This window comes from Streptomyces sp. NPDC005551 (assembly GCF_042871785.1).
GTDB lineage: Bacteria > Actinomycetota > Actinomycetes > Streptomycetales > Streptomycetaceae > Streptomyces.
The window spans coordinates 702445-724445 of record NZ_JBIAJE010000003.1; the positions used below are offsets into that span (position 1 = coordinate 702445).

Sequence of the window (22001 nt, forward strand, 5' to 3'; positions counted from 1 at the left end):
TGCTCCGTGGGTGTGGGTGCGGGCTACCAGGGATGGGTGGTCGTGGCGGCGGTGGAGATGGTGAACAGCTCCCCCACCGCGCGTACTTCGAACCGTGCGGCGGTCTCCTGCTGCTCGGGGGTGAGCCCCTTGACGAAGAACGCGCTCTGGCAGGTGCCGCCGAGGAAGCGCCGCGTGCCGTCGGGGAGGGTGCGGTACAGCTCGTAGTGGCGTACGGCGCCGGGGGCGGCCTGCCAGGCGAGGCGCAGGTCGCCGCCGTCGACGTCGGTGATCCGCAGGCCGGCGGGCGCGGCGGGGGTCTCCCGCGCGTTCCGGACGGCGAGTCCGCCCAGCCGGTGGCGGACCGGGGTGCCGCCGCTCGGGATGAGCCGGACGCCCAGCGCGCGGATGGTTCCGGTCAGGCCGGTCAGGCGCACGGTGGAGGTCCGCCAGCCGCCGCTGCCCGCCTCGACGGGGAAGTAGGTGTACGGGGGTGTTCCGCCCGCCGTGCCGGGTTCGGCGGTGGCGACGGCCAGTTCGGTCCCGACCGCGCCCGCGTCCGTGCGGTGGGTCAGTTCGACGACGGTGTCCGTGCCGAGGGGCAACCGGGTGGCGTACAGGTCCAGGGTGACCGGCGCGTCGAGCGTGCCGGCGACGAGCAGGCTGCTGCCACCGCGCCAGGCGTCCGCGAAGTCGAAGGCGACGTCGGGGCGGCGGCCGGTGGTGCGTACGACCCAGCGGCGGGAGGGCAGCCGGTCCTGGAGCCCGAGATGGTTCCACGGCCGGTCCGAGGTGACCTTGCCGGCGTCGTACCACTGCCGGCCGTGGCCGGTGTTGAAGGTGGTCGCGAAGGGGAGCGCGGTGACGGTCGAGCGGTCGGCGACGGAGACGGCCGGGGCCCGCCAGCCGGCGGTCGGGCCGGGCGTGGAGGGGTCGCGTGAAGCCCCGGTCCAGAACGCGTCGTCGGCCGCGTGGAAGTCTCCCGGGGTGCGGTCCGCGGGCAGGTGGTTGCGGGTCCACTCGGGCCGGTAGAGGCCCACGGAGACGACGTGGGCCTTGTCGGCCGGCACGATGGCGTCCCAGTCGACGGGCGTGTTCGTGCCGTTCGACTCGACGTCGACGCCCGCCCACAACTCGTACCGGCTGCGGCCGAGTCGCTGTGCTGCCGTGCCCGAGGAGGCGAGCGTGCTCCGCGACCAGCGGAAGTCGACGAACATGGCGTCGGCCGCCTGGAAGAACGCCTTGTTCCGGCTGTTCAGCGCGCCCTGCCAGCTGACGGAGCCGTCGGCGGTCATCGAGTCGTACCAGGTGACCCGCTGCCCCTTCGCCGCTCCGAGTGCTTTGAGCTCCTTGAGGAAGCCGAGCATGTCGGCGGCGAGGGCAGGGTCGCCGCCGCCGGTCTCGGCGTTGACGAACCAGCCGTCGAAGCCGTAGGCGGCGGCGACCGCGACGAGCTGCGCCGCCAGCGGGTAGTGGCCGGCCGCGTCCTTCTGGACGAGGTCTCGGGTCCAGCGCAGCTGTCCGCCGTAGGCGGCGGGCGGCAGGAAGACGTTGCCCAGGACGGGTACGCCGTGGCGGTGGGCGGCGTCGACGACCGGCGCGTTGGGGGCGAGGATCAGGCCCTCGCCGGACGAGCCGCCCCAGAAGACGAGTTCGTCGATGTACGCCCAGTGCGTCAGGGCGTAGTAGTCGGCGGTCGGTGCGCCCTGGGAGGGGTTGCCCGCCGTCGGGCCGAAGGAGACGAGGGACTGGATCCGGGCCTGGCCCGCGCGCGCCGTCCGGTTCGCCGGTGTCGGTGTGAAGCGCGTGGCGAGCGGGACGGACGCCGCGTTGAACGCGAGGTCCGTGTCGTCCGCGGCGCGCCAGGTCTTCAGACTGCGCCAGGTGATGCCGGCGCCCGGGGTGCCGGCGGGCAGCGTGTCGGGGTACCAGTAGGAGGCGTACGGCTGGAGGTCCCGGGTGGCCGCGCCGGCCGTGCCGGACAGGCCGGGGGCGAGTCCCGCGGCGGCGCCGGCTCCGGCGATCAGGACGGTGCGTCTGCTGAGGTTCACGGTGCGCTCCGTAACGTTGGGGGACGGACTACGGTGCTTGCCAGGTGTTCTCGTGGGGCGGCAGGTCACGTGGTGACCTGGTCGGGGGTGACGGTCTCGGTGATGCCGCGGGCGGTGAGGTGTTCCCTGTCGCCGGCGCGGCTCGCCAGTACGGTGGTGGGGCGGGCGCCGTCGCCGGCCAGCCGGGCGAAGGCCTCGAAGACCGGTCCGCCGGGCGCGCAGACCGAGCGGCCCGGTGTGGTGTCGACGACCAGCGCGGTGGTGCGGGGCGCGGGGCGGTCGGTCCGCCGCTCAGCGGCGATCCGCGCGAGGGTCTCCCCGGCCGGCTTCGTCCGCCGGTCGTTCGTCAACAGGCCAAGGGAGTACTCGAGTTCGGGGAAGTCGGCGAGGCCGCGGTTCACGTCGTGCGAGCACCACCAGGTGACGCCCCACAGGCCGGGGCAGTCCAGCACGTTCGTGACGGTCGCCTCGGTGAAGGCGGCCGCGTGCTCGGCGGGGATGACGGGCGCGGGCGCGCCTACCTCCTGGAGCCAGACGGGCCGGTGCGGGTCGTCCGCCCAGGCCTTGGACAGCTCGACGAGGTAGGCGGCGTGGTGCTCGGTGGCCGGGGCGGCACGGCCGTGGCGCTGGGCGGTGCCGTTGAAGACCCAGGAGTGCACGGCGGTGACCGCGCCGAGCCGTGCCGCGTGCGCGGGGGTGAAGGGCTGGTCGTCCTGGTACCAGGTGGCGTCGTAGGAGGCGTGCAGGTGCAGCTTGCCGGGGGCGCCCTTCTCGCAGGCGGCGAGCAGGGTCAGCAGCCAGGCCTCCGCCTCCGCCGGCGTGATGCGGTCCGGGTCGGGGTGCGGGCCTGCCGCGAACTGGCTGATCTCGTTGCCGACGGTCATGCCGATGAAGTTGGGCCGGTCGGCGAGTGCGGCGGCGAGGGTGCGCACGAACTCCGCCTCGCCATCGGTCACTTCGGGGTCGGTGAAGATGTTCCTCCGGTGCCAGGTCCGGGTCCACGCCGGCAGGTAGTCGAAGCTGGACAGGTGTCCTTGCAGGCCGTCCACGTTGACGTCGAGTCCCCGGTCGGCGGCGGCGTCGGCGAGGGCGACGAGCTGTTCGACGGCGCGCGGGCGGATGAGGGTGCGGTTGGGCTGGAAGTAGGGCCACAGGGGGAAGACCCGGATGTGGTCGAGACCGAGCCGCGCGATGGAGTCGAGGTCGGCGCGGACGGCGTCCAGGTCGAAGTCGAGCCAGTGGTGGAACCACCCTTCGCTGGGGGTGTAGTTGACGCCGAAGCGCACGGCAGAGGACATACGGGATCCTTGCGAATCGGGTGGGGCGGGAGTGCGGCCCGGCGCGCCGCTGGGAGGACGGGGCGTGACCCCCTCGCCGCGGCTCAGCCCTTCACCGCGCCCTCGCCCACGCCGCGGAAGAAGTACCGCTGGAGGCAGGCGAACAGGGCGATCAGCGGTGCCACGGCGATGATCGTGCCGGCGGCGACCAGCCGTTCGTCGTTGGCGAAGGTGCCGTGCAGATAGTTGAGGCCGATGGTCAGGGTGAATTTGGATGGATCACTGAGCACGATGAGGGGCCACAGGAAGTCGTCCCAGGCACCCATGAACGCGAAGACCGCGACCACGGCGAGGGTGCCCCTCACCGACGGCAGCGCGATGCGCAGGAACCGCTGCCAGGCGTTCGCCCCGTCGACGTAGGCCGCCTCCTCGATCTCGTACGGGAGGTTGCGGAAGGCGTTGCGCATCAGCAGCACGTTCATCGCGCCGATGCAGCCCGGCAGGACGACCCCTACGAGGGTGTTGTTCAGGCCGAGCTCACGCATGGTCGTGAACTGGGCGATGATGATGCCCTCGACGGGGACGAGCATCGCCAGGATGAAGACGAGCGTGGCGACGCGGCGTCCGCGGTAGCGCAGCCGGGCCAGGGCGTAGCCCGCGAGCGCCGAGCCGACGCAGTTCGTGACGACGTTGGCTCCGGCGACCTTGAGCGAGTTGAGTGCATAGTCCCAGACCGGGATGGTGTCGGCGACGCGCCGGTAGTTGTGCAGGGTGGGGTCGTCCGGCAGGAAACGCGGCGGCGAGCTGAAGATGTCCTCGGTGGGGCCCTTGAGCGAGGTGGACAGCTGCCAGACGAAGGGGCCGACGGTGAGCGCCAGGACGGCGAGCAGCAGGAGGTAGCGCAGGGCGAGTTCGCGGACGCCGACGCGCCGGCCGTGCTCGTCGGTGACGCGCCGCCGCGGGGTGCGCGCGGTTTCCCCGGGTGCCTGCCGGGCCCCGGGCGCCTTCACGGGGGTGGTCACGCGTCCTCCTTCCGGTCGGCGCGCAGCACGAGCAGCATGAGCGCGACGGTGACGACGAAGACGACGACGGAGAGGGCGGACGCGTAACCGACCCGGCCGGTGAGACCGGTGCCGGTGCGCTGGACGAGCATGACGAGCGTGGTGTCCTCGCCCGCCGGGCCGCCGTCCGGTCCCGCCATCAGGTACACCTCGGAGAAGACCTTGAAGGCGGCGACGGAGGAGAGCGCGCCGACCAGCACCATGGTGGAGCGGACGGCGGGCACGGTGACCGTGAGGAAGCGGCGCACCGTACCCGCGCCGTCCACCGCCGCGGCCTCGTGCAGTTCGCGCGGCACGTCGGCGAGCGCGGCCAGATAAATGATCATGTAGTAGCCGAGGCCCTTCCAGACCGTGACGGCCATGGCGCTCAGCAGGAGCAGCCACTGGTCGCTGAGGAACCCGACCCGGCCGGCGCCGATCGCCTCCAGCAGCGAGTTGACCAGGCCGCGTTCGTCCAGGAGCCACACCCAGATCAGTCCGACCACGACGACGGACGCGACGACGGGGGTGTAGAACGCCGACCGGAAGAAGGTGATGCCGGGGATGCTCTTCCGGACCAGCAGGGCGAGCAGCAGCGGCAGCAGGACGAGCGCGGGGACGACCCCGACGACGTACAGGCAACTATTGCGCAGGCCGATCCAGAACATCTCGTCGTGCAGCAGCTCCCGGAAGTTGTCCAGGCCCACGAACCGGCCGGGGATCAGGGTCCGCCGGTCGGTGAAGGCGTTGACCAGCGTGGAGAGGAACGGGTAGAGGATGAACGCGCCCGTGATCAGCAGGCCCGGCGCGGTGAACAGCCAGGGGCTGGACGGGAGATGGCGTCGCACGCGGTGCGGGGGCCCCTTGGGACCGGGAGGCGTCTCGCGCCGCTGGCCGCTCACCCGGGAGAGTGTGGAACTCGCCATGCCGGCTCAGCCCTGCTGCTTGAGGAGCCGGTCGCAGGCCTTGACAGCGTTGTCAAGGGCCGCTTCGGGGCTCTGCCTGCCCTGCAGCGCCTTGGCGACCTCGTTGCGCAGGGCGGTCTTCATCTGCTCGCTGAACAGGACCGGCGTGTAGTTCACCGCGTTCTTCAGGGATTTGGCGGCGGCGACGCGCACCCGGGTCTCGTCGGTCCCGTCCTCCTTGGTGAAGTACGGGTCGTCCAGCGATCCGGCGGTGCTCGGGAAGATCGCGACCTTCCTGGCGAACGACATCTGGTTCTTCGCGTCGGTGACGTAGTGCGCGAAGGCGACCGCGGCGGGCTTCTGCTTGGTCCGGGAGTTCACCATCACGCCCATCACGTACATGTTCACCTTGCCGGTGCTGGTGATCTGGTCCGTGATGCCGATGTTCTTGTACAGGTTCGGCGCCTGCTTCTTGAAGTTGCCGAGGTCCAGCGCGCTGCCGGGGTTCATGGCGACGGCCCCGGTGAGGAACTTCTTGCCGGACGACTCGGGGGTCGCGGTCAGCGCCTGCGGGTCGAGTGCCTTGGCGTCGTACAACTCCTTGTACTTGGTCAGGAGTTCGATGCCCTTGGCGTCGTCGAAGGTGAACTTGGTGCCTTCGTCGTTCATCAGCCGGACGCCGTAGCGGCCGAAGTCCTCGATGGTGGGCACGTTGGCGAGCGTGGCCACCTCGCCCTTGCTCTTCCTCGCCAGTCGCAGCGCGTCGGCGAAGAGTTCGTCGTACGTCTTCGGAGGCTTAGAGGAATCGAGCCCGGCCTGCTCGAAGAGGCTCTTGTTGTAGAACAGCGGGCCGGTGTTCAGGTACCAGGGGAACGCGTACGTGCCGGTCGTGCCCGGTATCCGGTGGCTGGCCCAGGCCCCGTCCAGGTACTCCCCCCGGTACTTCGCGGCGGCCTTGTCGAGGTCGAGGGCGAGGCCCGCCCGGGCGAGCGGGGCGACGAGGTCGGGCGAGACGTTGACGACGTCCGGCAGGGTGCCGCCGGCCGCGTCCGCGCTGATCTTGTCGGCGTAGCCCTCGGCGGGCTGGTCGACCCACTTCACGTGCGTGCCCGGGTACTGCTTCTCGAAGTCGGCGATCACACCCTCGAAGTACGGCTTGAAGTTCGCTCGCAGGTTCCAGGTCTGGAAGGTGATGTCGCCCTCGATCCTGCCGGAGGCGTCCGTCGAGCCGCTGCCGTCGTCCCCGGAGCCGCAGGCGCTCAACGGCAGGACGACGGTGACAGCGGCGGCGACAGCGAGGGCTCTGCGGGAGATACGCACGGATGGGGCTCCTTCGCAGGGGATGAACGGGTGCCGTCGCAGACCTTGCACGCAGGCCCGTCGGGAAGTCAATGCATTCGTACAAACGAAATTCTCCTGCCGGTCGAAACACCAGGTCAGAGCCGCTCCTTGAATCCGCGTCCATCTCTAACTAATGCGCTTTAGTCAAAGCTCGCTCAAGCGCTTTAGTCAGCAGTCGGCTGCGGTAGGCTGACGGCCGCAAGTCACAGGGAAAGGGGCCAGGTGTCAGCCAAGCGATCCCCCGCGCGCCGGCCGACGATGAAGGACATCGCGCAGCGTGCCGGGGTCTCCGAGAGCGCGGTCTCCTTCGCGCTGAACGACCGGCCCGGAGTCTCCGAGGTGACACGGGACCGGGTGCGCCGGGTCGCCGAACAGCTGGGCTGGCGGCCCAGCACGGCGGCACGGCAGCTGTCCGGCGAGGGCACGGCCACCGTCGGCCTCGTGGTGGCGCGCCCGGCGGACACCCTGGGCGTGGACTCGTTCTTCCTGCAGCTGATCTCGGGGATCCAGGAAGTGCTGGCCGAGCGCCATCTCGGCCTGCTCTTCCAGGTGGTGGAGGACGTGGCCGCCGAGTGCGCGGTGTACCGGCGGTGGTGGGCCGAGCACCGCGTGGACGGTGTACTGGTCGTCGATCCGCGCACCGACGACCCTCGGCCGGACCTCCTCGACGAACTGGGGCTGCCCGCCGTGGTCATCGGCGGGGTGCCCGACGCGGGGCACCCGGGGCTGTCCGTCGTGTGGGCGGACGACGCCGGCGCGATGGCCGCGGTCGTCGGCGAGCTGCATGCCCTCGGGCACCGCCGGATCGTGCACATCGCGGGCCTGCCCGGCCTCGCGCACACCGAGCGCCGGATCCGTACGCTGCGCGACGAGGCCGCCCGGCGCGGCCTGGCCGGGGTGCGCTCGGTGACCACGGACTACTCGGACGCGCAGGGCGCGGCGGTGACCCGCCGCGTCCTGGAGCAGGGCACACCGCCGACCGCGCTGGTCTACGACAACGACGTGATGGCCGTCGCCGGGGTGGCCGCCGCGGCCGAGCTCGGCTTCTCGGTTCCCGGGGACGTGTCGGTGGTGGCCTGGGAGGACTCCGCACTGTGCCGCATGGTCAAGCCGTGGCTCTCCGCGCTCTCCCGCGACACCGTGGAGTTCGGGCGCACCGCCGCGCAGGAACTGACGGCGCTGCTGGACGGTGGCCCGGCGCGCACGGTGCAGGTCCCGGTGCCGCGGCTGATCGAACGGGACAGCACGGGGCCCTGCGGGACGTGACCGCCGACGGCTGAACCGTCGGGCCCGGGGTGCCTGGCTGCCGGGGTGCCGGAGGTCCGGGGGTGCCGCAGGTCCAGGGGTGCCGCAGGTCCAGGGGTGCCGGACGTCCAGAGGCGGCCGGGGTCCCAAGGCACCCCGGTTCCGCACGCGAGGGTTCCTGGAACGCCCTCGCTGTCCGGCCGACTCCCCGGGGGGCGACGCGATGACCGGGGCGGCCGGTCGAGGGGGCTCGACGCGGGGCCCTCTCTGCGGGCACAGTGCTCCCTACTACTCGTGAGTAAGCCCGCGTTGCCCGACGAGGAGCCCGCCGCGCCCCGCTGTGCGGCGCACCCCACCGTGCGGCGCACCCAGCGACAAGGAGCGCCCGTGACCAGCTGGGCCGGCCGGACCGCCGCCGACATAGCCGCCGCCGTGCGCGAGAAGAGGGTCACACCGCGCGAGGTGGTGGCCGAGCACCTCGCGCGGATCGAGCGCCTCGACACCCGGGTCGGCGCCTTCCGCAAGGTGCGGGCGGACGCGGCGCTCGCCGAGGCCGACGAGGTCGCCGCCCGCCCGGACCTGGCGGAACTGCCCCTCGCGGGAGTCCCGTTGGCGGTCAAGGACAACCTGCCCGTACGGGGCGAGGCCACCCGCAACGGCACCGCGGCGACGGCGGACACTCCCGCCGTCCACGACCACGTCACGGTGGCGCGGCTGCGTGCCGCGGGCGCCGTCGTGGTGGGCGTGACGAACGTGCCGGAGCTCTGCGTCTTCGGGACCACCGACGGGGTGCACGGCATCGCGCGCAACCCCTGGGACACCTCCCGCACGGCGGGCGGTTCGTCGGGCGGCAGTGCGGCCGCGGTCGCCGCCGGGCTGGTGCCGCTCGCCCTCGGCAACGACGGGATGGGCTCGCTGCGGATCCCGGCCGCCCACTGCGGGCTCGTGGGACTGAAGCCGGGGTACGGCGTGGTGCCGGCCGGCATCGGCCACGGGGACTGGTTCGGCATGTCGGAGAACGGGCCACTCGCGACCACCGTCGAGGACGCCCGTCTGATGTTCTCGGTCCTCGCCGGCACCGCCGGTGCCCCCGGGACGGACAACGACGCGGCACGCCCGTCCGGGGGCGCGGGGCGCAGCATCGCCCTCTCCCTGCGCAGCCCGCTCGTCGGGGTGCGCGTCACCCGGCCGTACACGACCGCCGCCCGCGAGGCCGCGGGGCTGCTGGCGGGTGCCGGTCACCGGGTACGGCGCGCGGATCCCCCGTACCCGTGGTGGCTCGGCACCACCTCGCTGGCCCACTGGACCGCGGGCACCGCGGTGGACGCCGAGGATCTCGACCCGCGGCGGCTCACCCGGCGCACCCGTGTCCACGCGGCCGTGGGACGCAGGTTCGCGCGGAGCGTCCGCGGCGGTGACCGGCGTGCGGAGCTGCGCCGGCGGCTGGAGCCGTTCCTCGCGGAGCACGACGTGCTGCTGACTCCGGCGCTCGCCCGGCGCGGACCGGCCGCGGCGGACTGGCACGAGCGGGGCTGGCTGCGCAACCTGCTGGTCAACACCGGTTGCTCGCCGATGACGCCGCCCTGGAATCTGACCGGCTGGCCCGCGATGTCCGTCCCGTTCGGCACATCGGTGTCGGGCGCCCCGTGTGCCGTGCAGCTCGTGGGAAGGCCCGGCTCGGAACCCGTACTCCTGGACGTGGCGGGGCAGTTGGAGACGCTGCGGCCGTGGCGGCGCACCGCACCGCTCGACTAGCGAGCAGGGGCTGCCGTGTCAGAGGGCCCGGTACATGACGTGCAGGCCCACCCGGCCGTGCCGGGCGTGCTCGTAGGCGTCCGGGACGGTGCCCAGGATCGTGAAACCGAGCGAAGTCCACAGCTTGACGGCGGGGTTGGTCTCCACCACGGCGTTGAACACCATGCCGCGGTAACCGTCGGCCTTCGCCGCGGCGAGGAGGTGTTCGGCGAGCGCGCGGCCGATGCCGCGGCCGGACCGGTCGGGGTCGACCATGAAGCCCGCGTTGGCGATACGGGCGGCCGGGCCGCCGTAGTTGGGGGTGACGTAGGCGGAGCCGACGACGGTTCCGGTGTCGTCCTGCGCCACGTACACCCGCTTGCCCGGCCCCATCCACAGGGCGCGGGCGGCCTCCTCGGAGGTGTCCGGGTCCCAGGCATAGGTCTCGGCGGCGGCGACGATGCGGTGCCAGAAAGGCCAGATCCGCGGCCAGTCCTCGGCCGCGGCTTCCCTGATCAGCATGGGCGTCAGTCTGGCACGCCCATGCTGATCGCGGTGGCGACGGGTCCTCTGCGGCTTTTCCGGAGGTCAGTCCACGCTGGGCAGGATATGGGGCTCGGCGAGGTCGTCCTCGTAGCCCGCGAGGCGGATCGGTGCGGACCTGGCCCACACGTCGAGGCTGCCGAGCTTCTTCTCGGACAGGCCTGCACGCTCCAGGCGTTCCTTGGACCGTTGATCGGGGTTCGTCTTCTCCGGTGTCACCGCGCACTCCTTATGTGTCGGGTCACCCTCGGGCTGTACTGGCCCACTCTGCTGCCGTGCGCCTGACGCCCGCTCGGGTCTGGGTCGAAGCGGTTCGGACGCGGTGGCGCCGGTAAGTCGAGGGAGAGCAGGCCGTGATGTACGGCTTGTCCCGGGACGGACCGTGGGTGTGGGTGTGACCCAGTGTGGCTGTCCGTCCGCTACAGAGTAACCAAATGAGCGGGCGCCCGCTCGATGGGGCTGAAAACAACAGGTAACCGTATCGAGTCGTCCGGCGTCCATCCCCTCACGATACGGGGGCATTTGGAAGTCTGCGCCCCAAACATCCACCACCCGTTCGGCTCAGCGGGGGAAAGAAAATGCGGACCGCGGCACATCCCGGGAGGGGCCCGGACGGAGGGGATGAACCCGGGGGGATCGCGATCCGGCCCTGAACGCGCCTGCGCCGGCGCTCTGTTGCCTGACGAACCGCCAGGGCACGGTACGTGGGGGGACGTCGCCCGCGCCGTGGTCCGGCCGGCCTCCTGCGCGGCCCGGTGGAGCACGGGCGCGGACCTGCTGGTGGACGGGGGACGCGAGTCCGCGCGGCGCCGCCCGCGGCGGGGACGTACCCCGTGCACGAACGGCTTACGGCGCCGCGCGTCCCGTCAGCCCTGAGGGGTCACCACTTGCCGGGCGCGTAGTCCTTCAGGAAGACGCCGTACAGGTCCTCGCCCTGCTCGCCGCGGACGATCGGGTCGTACACGCGGGCCGCGCCGTCGATGAGGTCGAGCGGGGCGTGGAAGCCCTCGTCGGCGAGCCGCATCTTGTCGGGGTGGGGGCGCTCGTCGGTGATCCAGCCGGTGTCGACGGCGGTCATCAGGATGCCGTCCTTCTGGAACATCTCCTGGGCGCTGGTGCGCGTCAGCATGTTCAGGGCGGCCTTGGCCATGTTGGTGTGCGGGTGGCCCGCACCCTTGTAGCCGCGGTTGAAGACGCCCTCCATCGCGGAGACGTTCACGATGTAGGTCCGCTTCGCCGGCGCCGCCGCCATCGCCGCCCGGAGCCGGCTGATGAGGATGAACGGCGCGGTGGAGTTGCAGAGCTGGACCTCGAGGAGCTCGACCGGCGTGACCTCCTCGACGGACTGGATCCAGCTGTTGGTGTCGTGCAGGTCGGGCACGAGACCGCCCGCGTCGATCGCCGTGCCGGCCGCGATCCGCTCCAGGGAGGCCGATCCGGAGACCAGCGCGAGGTCGGTGACCTCCTGCGCGGTGAGCGCGCCGCCGCCGGCGACCGGAAGCGCGGCCACGGCGCCGGAGCCGAAGGTACCGATCACCTCGGCCGGGGGCAGCTCACCGGCGGGCAGCGGACCGGACTCGGCGGCCAGCAGCTCGCTGTAGGCGCCCGCGGAACGGCGTACGGTCTGGGCCGCGTTGTTGATCAGGATGTCGAGGGGGCCCTCGGCGGCGACCGAGTCGGCGAGGGCGACCACCTGCGCGGGATCGCGCAGGTCGATGCCGACGATCTTCAGGCGGCCGATCCACTCGTCGCTGTCCGGCATGGCCTTGAAGCGGCGGATGGCGTCATTGGGGAAGCGCGTGGTGATGGTGGTGTGCGCGCCGTCGCGCAGCAGCCGCAGCGCGATGTACATGCCGATCTTGGCGCGGCCGCCGGTGAGCAGCGCGCGCTTCCCGGCGAGGTCGGCGCGGGCCTCGCGCCGCGAGCGGTTCTCCGCGGCGCAGCCCTGGCAGAGCTGGTGGTAGAAGTAGTCGACCTCGACGTACCGCGTCTTGCAGATGTAGCAGGAGCGCGGGCGCTGCAGGATCCCCGCGATCTCGCCGGCGTCCGTCACCGACGACGGGAGGATGCCTTCCGTCTCGTCGTCGATGCGCTGGGCGGATCCGGTGGCCGTGGACTCGGTGACCGCCTTGTCGTGGGCGGTCTTCGCGGCCCGGCGCTCCTGGCGGCGGCGCTGCTTGACCGTGCGGTAGACGCCGGCGGTGGCACGGCGTACCGCGATGGCGTCGGGGTGGTCGACGTCCAGCTTGTCGAGCTCCTCGAGCACGCCGAGGCAGACGGCGAGGCGTTCCGGGTCGATACCGGGGCCCCACGACACCTCCGCGAGGTCCGTGGCACCCGTCTGGCCGTGCTCTGTCACCGTCATCGCCGCTGCGTTCCTCATGTCACTCGGTCCGCCGCGCGCCTCGAACGGCCACGGCAGCTCCCAAAAGGGGGCACCCTACACGCTGCTCCCTCCATCCCGCCAGCTCAGGAGCATACTGACGCGGCGGGTGTCAGCAAAATGGTCGCATGTCACCCGGCCGGCCCTCCTGGTCCGCCACCGGGAGCCCGGTTCGGCGCCGGTCGCCGTCGGCCGGGGACGCGCCGACCTCCGCCAGTTCGGCGATCTCTTCGCGCAGGGCACGCGCCAGCACGTCGAGGTCCGGCACCGCCTCCGCGTCGGCGACCAGCCCGTAGTGGACGCGTCCGCGGAACGTGGACACGGCGAAGGCGAGGGAGTGGCCGTGGGCGAGCGGCGCGAGCGGGAAGACCGCGGTGAGCGGGGAGCCGCCTAGCGTCAGGCTGAGACCGGGCAGCGGCACGCTGGTGACGAGGACATCGAAGAGCAGCCGGGCCGCCTGGCCGACGAGAGGCCCGCTGAGCCGGTGCCCGAGGGGCGGCACATGGTCGGCGAGCAGTGCGACGGCGCCCGCGCCCCGGTGGGGCCCCGCGTCCTTGTTGCGGTCCATCGCGGTGCGCACGGTGCGCAGTCGGCCGAGCGGATCCGGATCGTCCACCGGCAGCCGTACCAGGTAGCCAGACAGCCGGTTGCCCTGCGGGTGCGCGGTGCGCGGGCGGCGCCGGGAGACCGGGATCAGCGCCCGGGGCGCGACCCCCTCGCTGCCGTCGCCCCGCTCGTCGAGCCAGCGCCGCAGCCCGCCGGCGACCACGGCGATCAACACGTCGTTGACGGTGCCGCCGACGCTCTTGCGGACGCGGTGCACCTCGTCGAGGTCGATGACGACACCCGCGGTCCTGCGGGTGCCGGTGGCCTCGGAGGTCAGCGCGGACGAGGACCGTACGTCCCGGGTGGCGCGGGCGACGGACGCCCCGATGTCGAGGGCGCGGCCCAGGTCGCGGAGCGTGTCGCGCAGGCGCCCCGGCAGGTCGCGCGCGTCCGGGAGAAGGCTCCGCGGGGGTGCGGCGGGGCGCGGCCTCGGTGCGGGCAGGTCCGTCGGGTCCATGAGTGCCGCGGCGAGCGTCAGCGCCCGCAGTCCGTCGGCGAGGGCGTGGTGGAAGGTGAAGAGGACGGCGAACGACATGCCGTCCTCGGCGGGCAGCACGTGGGCCTGCCACGGGGGCCGGCCGCGCTCCAGGGGGAGCTCCATGAGACGGCCCGCGACGGCGTGGAAATCGCGTGTCGGCGCGTGGAGGCGTACGTGCCGGAGCGGGTCGAAGTCGGGTACGGGCTCCCGCGTCGCTCCGCCGAAGGCCAGCGGGGAGGGCAGCGGCTGCCAGCAGTCACGGATCCGCATGCGCAGCCCCGGAACTGCCGCGGCGCGCGACGCGAGGAGTTCAGCCGCGTGCGCACCCGCGCCGGGCGACCGGGCCGCGAAGACCCCGAGGGCACCGAGGTGCATGGGGTGCCGGGCGGACTCGATGTTCCAGAACGCCAGGTCGAGTGGTGCGAGCGGCTCTGAGGTCAAGGGCTTGCTCTCGCGTCGACGGTCGGGTGAGCCGGCAAGTCACCCTCTGACCGTCGATTACGGTCAAGGGTGATCAAGCAGCGCTCAGTCGACATCAGAGTACGTCCCGCCCCTCGGCGAGAGGCGGGACGCAGGGGTGGCGGAGGAGCTACCGGGTCAGTTGAGGGCGGGCGGTGCGGCCGCCTCGGACGTGCCCCACCCGGACGGCTCCGGGCCGACGGTGAAGGCGAGCGAGCGGATGCCACGCAGCTTGTCCGTCGTCAGATACGTACGCCCGTACGCGTCGCCGTCCACCCGCGCCGACCGGATGTACCGGGAACTGTCCGAGGTGCCCGGCGCCGTCACGGTCAGGGCGCCGCGCGGGTAGTAGCGCCGGTCCAGGGTGAGGTCGACGCGGTCGAAGACGGGCGTGGACAGGCCCCAGCTGTCGTAGCCGGGCTGCACCGGGAAGATCCCGATGGACGACAGGACGTTCCAGGCGGACATCGTGCCCAGGTCGTCGTTGCCCGTCATGCCGGTCGGGGTGTCGGTGAACAGGGTCAGGGCCGCGTGGACCACGTCCGTGGTCTTCCAGGGCTCACCGGTCGACAGGTAGGTGTAGGGGGCGATGAGGTCCGGCTCGTTCTGCGGGTTGTACTTGTCCGCGTTGTAGTAGTCGTACGGCCCGTTGACCCACACCTCGCGGGCGGTCTTCGCCGGGTCCTTCAGCAGCTCGTCGTAGGCGAAGAACGCGTCGAGCCGTTCGTTGGCCGCCCGTTTGCCGCCGATCAGGGCGACCATGCCGGGCAGGTCCTGCGGCACGAGCCACTGGTACTGCCAGGACGTGCCCTCGTGGAAGCCCTCGCTGCGGGCGGGGTCCGCCGGTCCGGTGAAGGCCCCGGCGGCGTCGCGTGCGCGGAAGAAGCCGGTCGAGGCGTCGAAGATCCTGCGGTAGTTCTGCGCCCGGGCGGCGTAGCGCGCTGCGTCCGCCCCGTGCCCGAGGTCGCGTGCCATCTCGCCGAGCATGGCGTCCGACAGGGCGTACTCCAGAGTCGCGGACGCGCCGTGGTCGTAATCGGAGTCGCCGGGCTTCGCGTGCGGGCGCCCCTTGACGTGGGGTACGAAACCGTTGGCCTGGTACTCCTTGTTCGCCTCGCGGCCGACGGCCGGCGAGTCGGCGGGCGGCACCCCGTCCGCGTTCCTCTTCAGCGCGCGGTAGGCCCGCTCCTCGTACCCCTTGAGCAGCCCCTGCTGATAGGCGTTGGTGAGGAAGGGGGTGACCGGGTCGCCGGTCATGATGTTCGTCTCGACGGTCCCGTAGCCCCATTTGGGGAGCCAGCCGCTCTCCTCGTCGATCCTGATGACGGAGATCGCCATGTCGCGGGCCTCGCGCGGCGCGAGCAGGGACAGCAGCTGCGACTGGGTGCGGTAGGTGTCCCACAGCGACCAGTTCTGGTAGTACGTGAAGCCCTTCGCGCGGTGGATCCGCTGGTCCCAGCCGGTGTAGCGGCCGTCGGCGTCGCTGCCGATGTTGGGCGCGAGGAAGGACCGGTACAGGGACGAGTAGAACGTGCGGCGCAGGGTGTCGCCGCCGCCCCGTACGCGTACGTCGTCGAGCCGGTCCTCCCAGGAGCGGTGGGCCGCCTTCCTGACCGCGTCGAACGAACGGCCGCCCTCGGAGCGGAGGTTGACGGCCGCACCTCGGGCGTCCACGTACGACAGGGCGGTGGTCGCCTCGACCGTGCGGTCCCCGGTGGTGTCGAAGCGGACGAAGGCGCCGTTGCGGCCGGTGCCCGCCGACTCCTTGGAGCCCGTGGTGACGGTGTCGCCGTTCCAGGTGCCGGACGTCGTGAACGGCCGGTCGAAGCGGGTGACGGTGTAGACGGTGTAGGGCTTCGTGTCCTGGCAGAAGCCGCTGCCGGTGATCGCGGTGCGCACCGTGCGGTTGTCGAGGATCTCGACCTCGGTGGTGATCCCCCTGTGCAGCGACTGGCCCGCGTTCAGCAGGACGTTGGCCTTGGCGGTCGCGGGGAACGTGTACCGCTGCACGCCGGTGCGTTCCGTCGCGGTCAGCTCCGCCTCGATGCCGGTCTTCAGGCCAACCTTGTAGTAGCCGGGGCTCGCGGACTCGTCGTCATGGCTGAACTCGGCCTGGTAGGCGGCGTAGTCGGTCTTCGTGACGTCCCCGGTGGTCGGCAGTACCGGCAGATCACCGCCGAGGCCGCAGCCGACGCCCGACAGATGGACGAGCGAGAACCCGCGGATGTGGGTGTGGGAGTAGTCGTAGCCGGTGTTGTGGCCGGTGTCCGGCGAGAACTGCACCATCCCGAACGGCACCGCGGCACCCGGGTAGGTGTTGCCCTCGTTCTCCGTCCCGATGAACGGGTTGACCAGGTCGGTGAGCGGTCCGTCCTGCGCGTCGGCGGCCTGGGCGGCCGGCGCGGTGAAGGAGCTGCCGAGCAGCGCGGCGGCGACGACCGCCATGCCCGCTCCGCGGAGCCGTTGGGTCCATTTCATGGGCGGGAGGGCCTCCTCAGGCTTGGACAACGTTGTCAAAGCATGCAGCGCGCTCATTCTTCGTCGTGTACGTGTACTCGTCAAGGGTCGCGGCCGGGCCCCGGCGTGGCGCTGAGCCGGTGCACGGCACGTGTCACATGGGCCGCCTTGTGCCACGGTGAAGCGGGGGTTACCTATGGAGCAGTGCTTCCGCCATCGTGACGGCGCGCCAGCCATCTCGAACCCGGCGCGGGTGCCGGCCGTGACCTGCCGCCGGGCGCCCCGGCGGAGTGACCGGGGCGGAACGGGTCGCGGACGACGGCCCGTTGGACCGCGGTCGGCCGTCGACCGGCTGAGCGCGGGGGTGTCCGGCCGGCCCGGTCCGCCCGGGTGGGAGGGGCGGACCGGGCCGGCGTCCCGTCGGCGGGTCGGGGCGAGGCGCTCGCCGGGCGGCGGGGAGGTGCCGGCCCGGAGAGCGCCTCGCCGTCAGACGCAGCCCTGCGGTGTCGGCTGCGACGCGCCCCGGATCAGCGCCTCGTGGGCCGCCCTGAGCCGCGCCGCATCGGGTTTGACCACCCTGCGGTCGTAGGTGACCAGGCCGTTCAGCTCACCCTCCACGTCCGAGATCTGGGTGTAGACGGCGCCGTTCCCGCCCTTGCAGGTCAGCTTCCGCACTTCGGCCAGCCGGGCGAGGTAGTCGTCCGTGTACGTCGACGGGTCCACGTCCACGTAGGACTGCTGCACCGACCAGGCGTGTCCCGGCACCGCGAGCCCGAGGCCCCCGTACTCGCCGCTGACCAGGGCCCGTTCACCGTCCGGACGGGGTGGCAGCGCCGGGCTCGGGTAGCCGTGTTCGTCGATGATGTCGCCGGTGCCTCCGTCGCGTCCGAGGTTGATGCCCGACATGCTGTTGACCAGCCGGGTCGGGTCCCAGGCCTTGGCCTGGTCGGCGATGCGCGCCTCCTCGTACTGGCCCCAGCCCTCGTTGAAGGTCACCCACATGACGACCGACGGGCTGCTGACGTGCTCGTCGATCATCTGCTTCATCTCGCGCTCGTACTGGGCGCGGGACGCGGCGTCCGGGTCGACACCCGCGGTCATCGCGGGCATGTCCTGCCAGACCAGCAGGCCCAGCCTGTCGGTCCAGTAGAACCACCGGTCGGGTTCCACCTTGATGTGCTTGCGGACCGAGTTGAAGCCCAGCTTCTTGTGCAGCTTCAGGTCGTACGCGAGTGCCTCGTCGGTAGGGGCGGTGTGCAGTCCGTCCGGCCAGAAGCCCTGGTCGAGCGTGGCCATCAGGAAGACCGGCTTGCCGTTGAGGACGGTGCGCGGGGTGCCGTTCACCTTCTCGACGGCGATGGACCGCATCCCGAAGTAGCTGCCGACGCGGTCACCGCCGACCCTGACCGACAGGTCGTAGAGGAACGGATCGTCCGGCGACCACAGATGCGGGTCGTCGATCCTCAGGACCAGCGGCCGTCCCGTGCGGCCGCTGACCGTGGCGACCTTGTGCCGCCCGGCGTACGCGGTCGCCGTGACCGCGAGTCCGTCGCGCACGCCCTTCGGCTCCACGGTCAGCTGCTTCCTGCCGACGTCGGGCGTGAGCTTCAGCGAGTCGACGTGGTCGGCGGCCACGGGCTCCATCCACACGGTCTGCCAGATACCGGAGGACGGGGTGTACCAGATGCCGCTCGGGTCCAGGCGCTGCTTGCCCACCGGCGGGTTCTCGCCGCCCTGCGCGTCGGTCGGGTCGTAGACGCCGACGATCAGCTCCTGGGTGCGGCCGGGCTTCAGCGCGTCGGTGACGTCGGCGCTGAACTTGTCGTAGCCGCCCTTGTGCTCGGCGACCCGGGTGCCGTTGACGTACACCTCGGACTGCCAGTCGACGGCGCCGAAGTTGAGGCGCAGCCGTTTGCCGGAGCCGACCTTCCAGTCGGCCGGGACGGTGAACGTGCGGCGGTACCACATGCGGTCCTCGTGCCGTTCGACGCCGGAGAGCTGGGACTCCACGGGGTACGGGACGAGGATCCGCTCGGCCAGCTTCCGGCCCACGGGCGGCTGCTCGCCGGCCTCGGCGGCGGCGAACTGCCACCGCCCGTTGAGGTTCCGCCAGGCGTCGCGGGTCAGCTGGGGCCTCGGGTACTCGGGCAGGGCGTTGCGCGGTCCCACGTCGTCGGCCCACTTGGTGCGCAGTTCGTGGGTGGAGTGGTTGGGGCCGCTGCTCCAGAAGGCGCTGACAACGTTGCCGTCGGCTCCGAGCAGGCCGCCCCGGCCGTCGTAGCGCAAATCCGCGGTGCCGCGGGCGGTGCCGGTCTTGTTGCCGACGACCGGTTCCTTCAGCGCGATGTTCAGGGCCTTGTGGTCGGACCGGTCCAACGTGGCTTTGCCCAAGGGCCACTTGGCGCCGCCGATGACGGCCTCCACGTGGTCGGCGAGACCGGCCGGCGGCGCTTTCAGGCGCTGCGCGAAGTCCAGCCGGAGCGTCCGGCCGTCCTTGAGGACCGTGGTCCTGATGGCGCCGTCGTATGCATAGCCCTCGGGCAGCCGCAGCGCCGACTGCGGCACGGCCTCCTTGCTGCCGCCGGGCTCGGTCCAGCGCAGATGGAGGTTGGAGCCTCCGAAGTGCTCGAAGTACTCGACCTTGATGTCGTAGGCGCGGCCGGCGGTCAGTTCGACCGGCTCCGAGGTCTGCTCGCGGTCCCAGTCGTCGACCCAGTGGTCGATGGCCGGCTTCCCGTCGATCCACAGCCGGAAGCCGTTGTCGCCGGTGATCGAGAAGGTGTGGGCGCCGGTCTTCTCCGGCACGATCCTGCCGGTCCAGCGGACGTTGACGTCGTCCGACCGTCCGGTGGCGAAGTTCAGGCGCGGCTCCAGGTTGTCGAAGTCGAGGTGGGTGTCGAAACCGGTGGCCTTGAGCTCGTGGAAGTCGAAGGCGCCGGGGGCGGACTGGGTGTAGTACTCGCCCTTGAGGCCGTGGACCTCGACGGGGTCCTCGGCCGCGGTCGCGGCGGGCGTGGCGGTGAGTCCCGCCGTCCCGAGGGCCGCTGCGAGCAGGAACGCCATTCGGATTCTGAGTCGGCTGATGCGCACGGATCCTCCTTGGCTCAGGAAGGGTGGCGGCTCGGTGCTTCAGTCTGTACAACGTTGGAAGCAACGGCAGTTGGCATGAGAGCACGGCTCCCGGCCTCTGTCCAGGGCCATGACGAACGCCCCGGTGAGAGAGCCCCCATCGATGCGGAGGAGATCCCTTGCGGGTCAGCCTGAAGGACGTCGCGGAACGCGCCGGCGTCTCGATCAAGACGGTCTCGAACGTCGTGAACAACTATCCGCACGTCACACCCGCCATGCGCGCGAAGGTCCAGGAGGCCATCGACGACCTGGGCTACCGCCCGAATCTGACGGCACGCCACCTGCGCAAGGGCCGTACGGGCATCATCGCGCTCGCCGTGCCCGAGCTCGGCAACCCGTACTTCGCTGAGCTCGCCGGCGCTGTCATCGACGCGGCCGCCGAGCACGAGTTCACGGTGCTGCTCGACCACACCCGCGGCGACCGTCAGCAGGAGATGCTGGTCAGCCAGGGGTTCCGGGCCAATGTGATCGACGGCCTGATCCTCAGTCCGCTGGAACTCGAGGCCGAGGACCTGCGCGCCCGCACGGACGACGTGCCCCTGGTGCTGCTCGGCGAGCGGGAGTACGACCTGCCCCACGACCACATCGCGATCGACAACGTGGCGGCGGCACGCGCGGCCGTACGTCACCTGCTGAGCCGTGGCCGGACGAGGATCGCCTACCTCGGCGCGCGGACCGACTCGGCCAACCGGCCCGCCCATCTGCGCCTCGTCGGCTGGCGCGAGGAGCTGGCGGCGGCCGGGGTGCCCGCGCCCGAGGAGCTGGTGGTACCCGTCGGCGGCTGGGACCGCGACGAGGGCGCGCGGGCGATGGCGCGGGTGCTGGACTCGGGAGTGCGTCCGGACGCCGTCTTCGCGTACAACGACCTGGTCGCGATCGGTGCGATGCGGGTGCTGCACGAGCGCGGGCTGCGGGTGCCGTGGGACGTGGCGGTGGTCGGTTTCGACGACATCGCGGAGGGCCGGTTCGGCGCGGTCACGCTGACCACGGTCTCGCCGGACAAGCAGGCGATCGCCCGCATGGCGGTGGCCTCGCTGCTGCGCAGCCTGTCGGGCCGTACGGACCCCGGCGGGCGTGAACTCATCGCGGAATTCAGGCTCGTGGAGCGGGAGAGCACACTGGGCCGACGCTGACGGGATTTCGGACAGAAGGCTTTACAGCCCTCTTCCAACGATGTAAAAACCTCCCCTGAACGACGTGCACATCGAGTTGACCGCAAGAGCCGAACTTCCCCGGGAGCACTCTCAGCGCCGGGGCCGTGCCGTTTGGGGACTCCATGAAGCCGACCGCATTCCTTCGCCGCACCCCTGTCCGGACCCTCCTCGCCACCGGCCTCGTCACGAGCCTCGCGCTCGTCTCCGGATGCGCCAAGCCCGAGGACGACGACGGGAAGGACAAGAACCCCGCGAGCCAGGGCGACTCCGGACAGGTCGTCGCGACGCCGGACGCCGGATCAGGACCGGCCTGCGCCATCGACGCGTACGGCGGCAAGAAGCTCGACCTCGAGACCGCCACCGTCGGCTTCTCCCAGTCCGAGAAGGAGGCCAACCCCTTCCGGATCGCGGAGACGGCCTCCATCAAGGCCGAAGCGGAGAAGCGCGGCGTGAAACTGCTGACCGCCAACGCGCAGTCGCAGTTCTCCAAACAGATCAGCGACGTCCAGGACCTCATCGCCAAGGGCGCCGACCTGCTGGTGATCGCGCCGCTGAACTCCGACGGCTGGGAACCGGTGCTGCGCGCCGCGTCCGCGAAGCACATCCCGATCGTCACGATCGACCGGAAGATCAACGCCACCGCGTGCAAGGACTATGTGACCTTCATCGGCTCGGACTTCGTCGAGCAGGGCAGGCGGGCCGCGGACCGGATGATCGAGGCGACCGGCGGCAAGGGCGAGATCGCCGTGCTGCTCGGCGCCGCGGGCAACAACGTGACCACCGAGCGCACCGAGGGCTTCGAGGACCGCATCAAGGAGAAGGCACCCGGACTCGAGATCGTGTTCAGGCAGACCGGGGAATTCGCCCGCGAGAAGGGCCAGTCGGTCACCGAGAACCTCATCCAGTCCAAGCCGGGCATCACCGGGATCTACGCCGAGAACGACGAGATGGGACTCGGCGCCGTCAACGCCCTCAAGGGGGCCGGCAAGAAGCCCGGCGCCATCAAGATCGTGACGATCGACGGCACGCGCAACGCCGTGCAGGGCATCGTCGACGGCTGGATCGACGGCGTCATCGAGTCCAACCCGCGCTTCGGTCCGCTCGCCTTCCAGACCCTCGACACCTTCACCGAGGGCGAGAAGGTCGCGCAGAACGTCGTCATCGAGGACAGCGCCTACACGAGTGACAACGCCGAGGCGGACCTGGGCAAGGCCTACTGA

Annotated in this window: 15 protein-coding genes; 4 read left to right on the forward strand and 11 right to left on the reverse strand. The window is 71.5% G+C overall.

Features of this window, described 5'->3' with window-relative positions:
* Positions 1–23: 23 nt before the first annotated feature.
* The 5 genes from ACFYP4_RS11435 to ACFYP4_RS11455 form a co-directional block, all read right to left on the reverse strand.
* Complete coding sequence (locus ACFYP4_RS11435; protein ID WP_358850712.1) at positions 24–2030, reverse strand: endo-beta-N-acetylglucosaminidase; 2007 nt, start codon at positions 2028–2030, stop codon at positions 24–26.
* 65 nt (positions 2031–2095) lie between these two features.
* The gene (locus ACFYP4_RS11440) at positions 2096–3328 is read right to left on the reverse strand and encodes a glycosyl hydrolase (RefSeq protein ID WP_388784858.1); all 1233 of its coding nucleotides are present in this window, start codon (positions 3326–3328) and stop codon (positions 2096–2098) included.
* Between the two features lie 83 nt (positions 3329–3411).
* A complete protein-coding gene (locus tag ACFYP4_RS11445) occupies positions 3412–4317 on the reverse strand; it encodes a carbohydrate ABC transporter permease (protein WP_388785075.1) in 906 nt (301 codons plus the stop codon).
* A gap of 8 nt (positions 4318–4325) precedes the next feature.
* Positions 4326–5273, reverse strand: a complete 948-nt coding sequence (locus tag ACFYP4_RS11450) for a carbohydrate ABC transporter permease (protein ID WP_388784860.1) — start codon at positions 5271–5273, stop codon at positions 4326–4328.
* A 6-nt stretch (positions 5274–5279) separates the two neighbouring features.
* Positions 5280–6572 carry an ABC transporter substrate-binding protein gene (locus ACFYP4_RS11455; RefSeq protein ID WP_388784862.1) on the reverse strand — a complete coding sequence of 431 codons (1293 nt, stop codon included), beginning with the start codon at positions 6570–6572 and terminating at the stop codon, positions 5280–5282.
* A 243-nt stretch (positions 6573–6815) separates the two neighbouring features.
* Here ACFYP4_RS11455 and ACFYP4_RS11460 point away from each other — a divergent pair, with 243 nt between their 5' ends.
* Both ACFYP4_RS11460 and ACFYP4_RS11465 read left to right on the forward strand, forming a co-directional pair.
* The gene (locus tag ACFYP4_RS11460; protein WP_388784864.1) at positions 6816–7859 is read left to right on the forward strand and encodes a LacI family DNA-binding transcriptional regulator; all 1044 of its coding nucleotides are present in this window, start codon (positions 6816–6818) and stop codon (positions 7857–7859) included.
* Between the two features lie 366 nt (positions 7860–8225).
* On the forward strand, positions 8226–9593 hold the full coding sequence (locus ACFYP4_RS11465; RefSeq protein WP_388784866.1) for an amidase: 1368 nt from the start codon (positions 8226–8228) through the stop codon (positions 9591–9593).
* An 18-nt stretch (positions 9594–9611) separates the two neighbouring features.
* Here the strand turns inward: ACFYP4_RS11465 and ACFYP4_RS11470 are convergent, their stop codons facing one another.
* The 6 genes from ACFYP4_RS11470 to ACFYP4_RS11495 form a co-directional block, all read right to left on the reverse strand.
* Complete coding sequence (locus tag ACFYP4_RS11470) at positions 9612–10094, reverse strand: GNAT family N-acetyltransferase (RefSeq protein ID WP_358850718.1); 483 nt, start codon at positions 10092–10094, stop codon at positions 9612–9614.
* A gap of 66 nt (positions 10095–10160) precedes the next feature.
* Positions 10161–10334, reverse strand: coding sequence for a hypothetical protein (locus tag ACFYP4_RS11475; protein ID WP_358850719.1), 174 nt, complete (start codon positions 10332–10334; stop codon positions 10161–10163).
* A 661-nt stretch (positions 10335–10995) separates the two neighbouring features.
* Positions 10996–12480: an SDR family NAD(P)-dependent oxidoreductase gene (locus ACFYP4_RS11480; RefSeq protein WP_358850720.1), complete on the reverse strand. Its 1485-nt coding sequence runs from the start codon at positions 12478–12480 to the stop codon at positions 10996–10998.
* Positions 12481–12610: 130 nt separating this feature from the next.
* Positions 12611–14023 carry a wax ester/triacylglycerol synthase family O-acyltransferase gene (locus ACFYP4_RS11485; protein ID WP_358850721.1) on the reverse strand — a complete coding sequence of 471 codons (1413 nt, stop codon included), beginning with the start codon at positions 14021–14023 and terminating at the stop codon, positions 12611–12613.
* Between the two features lie 156 nt (positions 14024–14179).
* A complete protein-coding gene (locus tag ACFYP4_RS11490) occupies positions 14180–16519 on the reverse strand; it encodes a GH92 family glycosyl hydrolase (protein ID WP_358850722.1) in 2340 nt (779 codons plus the stop codon).
* 465 nt (positions 16520–16984) lie between these two features.
* Positions 16985–19588: a PA14 domain-containing protein gene (locus ACFYP4_RS11495; protein ID WP_388784869.1), complete on the reverse strand. Its 2604-nt coding sequence runs from the start codon at positions 19586–19588 to the stop codon at positions 16985–16987.
* A gap of 158 nt (positions 19589–19746) precedes the next feature.
* On the opposite strand from ACFYP4_RS11495, the gene ACFYP4_RS11500 reads away from it, so the two are divergent.
* Complete coding sequence (locus ACFYP4_RS11500; RefSeq protein WP_388784871.1) at positions 19747–20760, forward strand: LacI family DNA-binding transcriptional regulator; 1014 nt, start codon at positions 19747–19749, stop codon at positions 20758–20760.
* Positions 20761–20903: 143 nt separating this feature from the next.
* Complete coding sequence (locus ACFYP4_RS11505) at positions 20904–22001, forward strand: ABC transporter substrate-binding protein (RefSeq protein ID WP_388784873.1); 1098 nt, start codon at positions 20904–20906, stop codon at positions 21999–22001.

What these genes read in the sequence shown, in the direction of transcription:
- ACFYP4_RS11440 (WP_388784858.1), bottom strand. Translation starts at nt 3,328, where the DNA reads ATGTCCTCTGCCGTGCGCTTCGGCGTCAACTACACCCCCAGCGAAGGG.
- ACFYP4_RS11450 (WP_388784860.1), bottom strand. Translation starts at nt 5,273, where the DNA reads ATGGCGAGTTCCACACTCTCCCGGGTGAGCGGCCAGCGGCGCGAGACG.
- ACFYP4_RS11470 (WP_358850718.1), bottom strand. Translation starts at nt 10,094, where the DNA reads ATGCTGATCAGGGAAGCCGCGGCCGAGGACTGGCCGCGGATCTGGCCT.
- ACFYP4_RS11480 (WP_358850720.1), bottom strand. Translation starts at nt 12,480, where the DNA reads ATGACGGTGACAGAGCACGGCCAGACGGGTGCCACGGACCTCGCGGAG.
- ACFYP4_RS11490 (WP_358850722.1), bottom strand. Translation starts at nt 16,519, where the DNA reads ATGAAATGGACCCAACGGCTCCGCGGAGCGGGCATGGCGGTCGTCGCC.
- ACFYP4_RS11505 (WP_388784873.1), top strand. Translation starts at nt 20,904, where the DNA reads ATGAAGCCGACCGCATTCCTTCGCCGCACCCCTGTCCGGACCCTCCTC.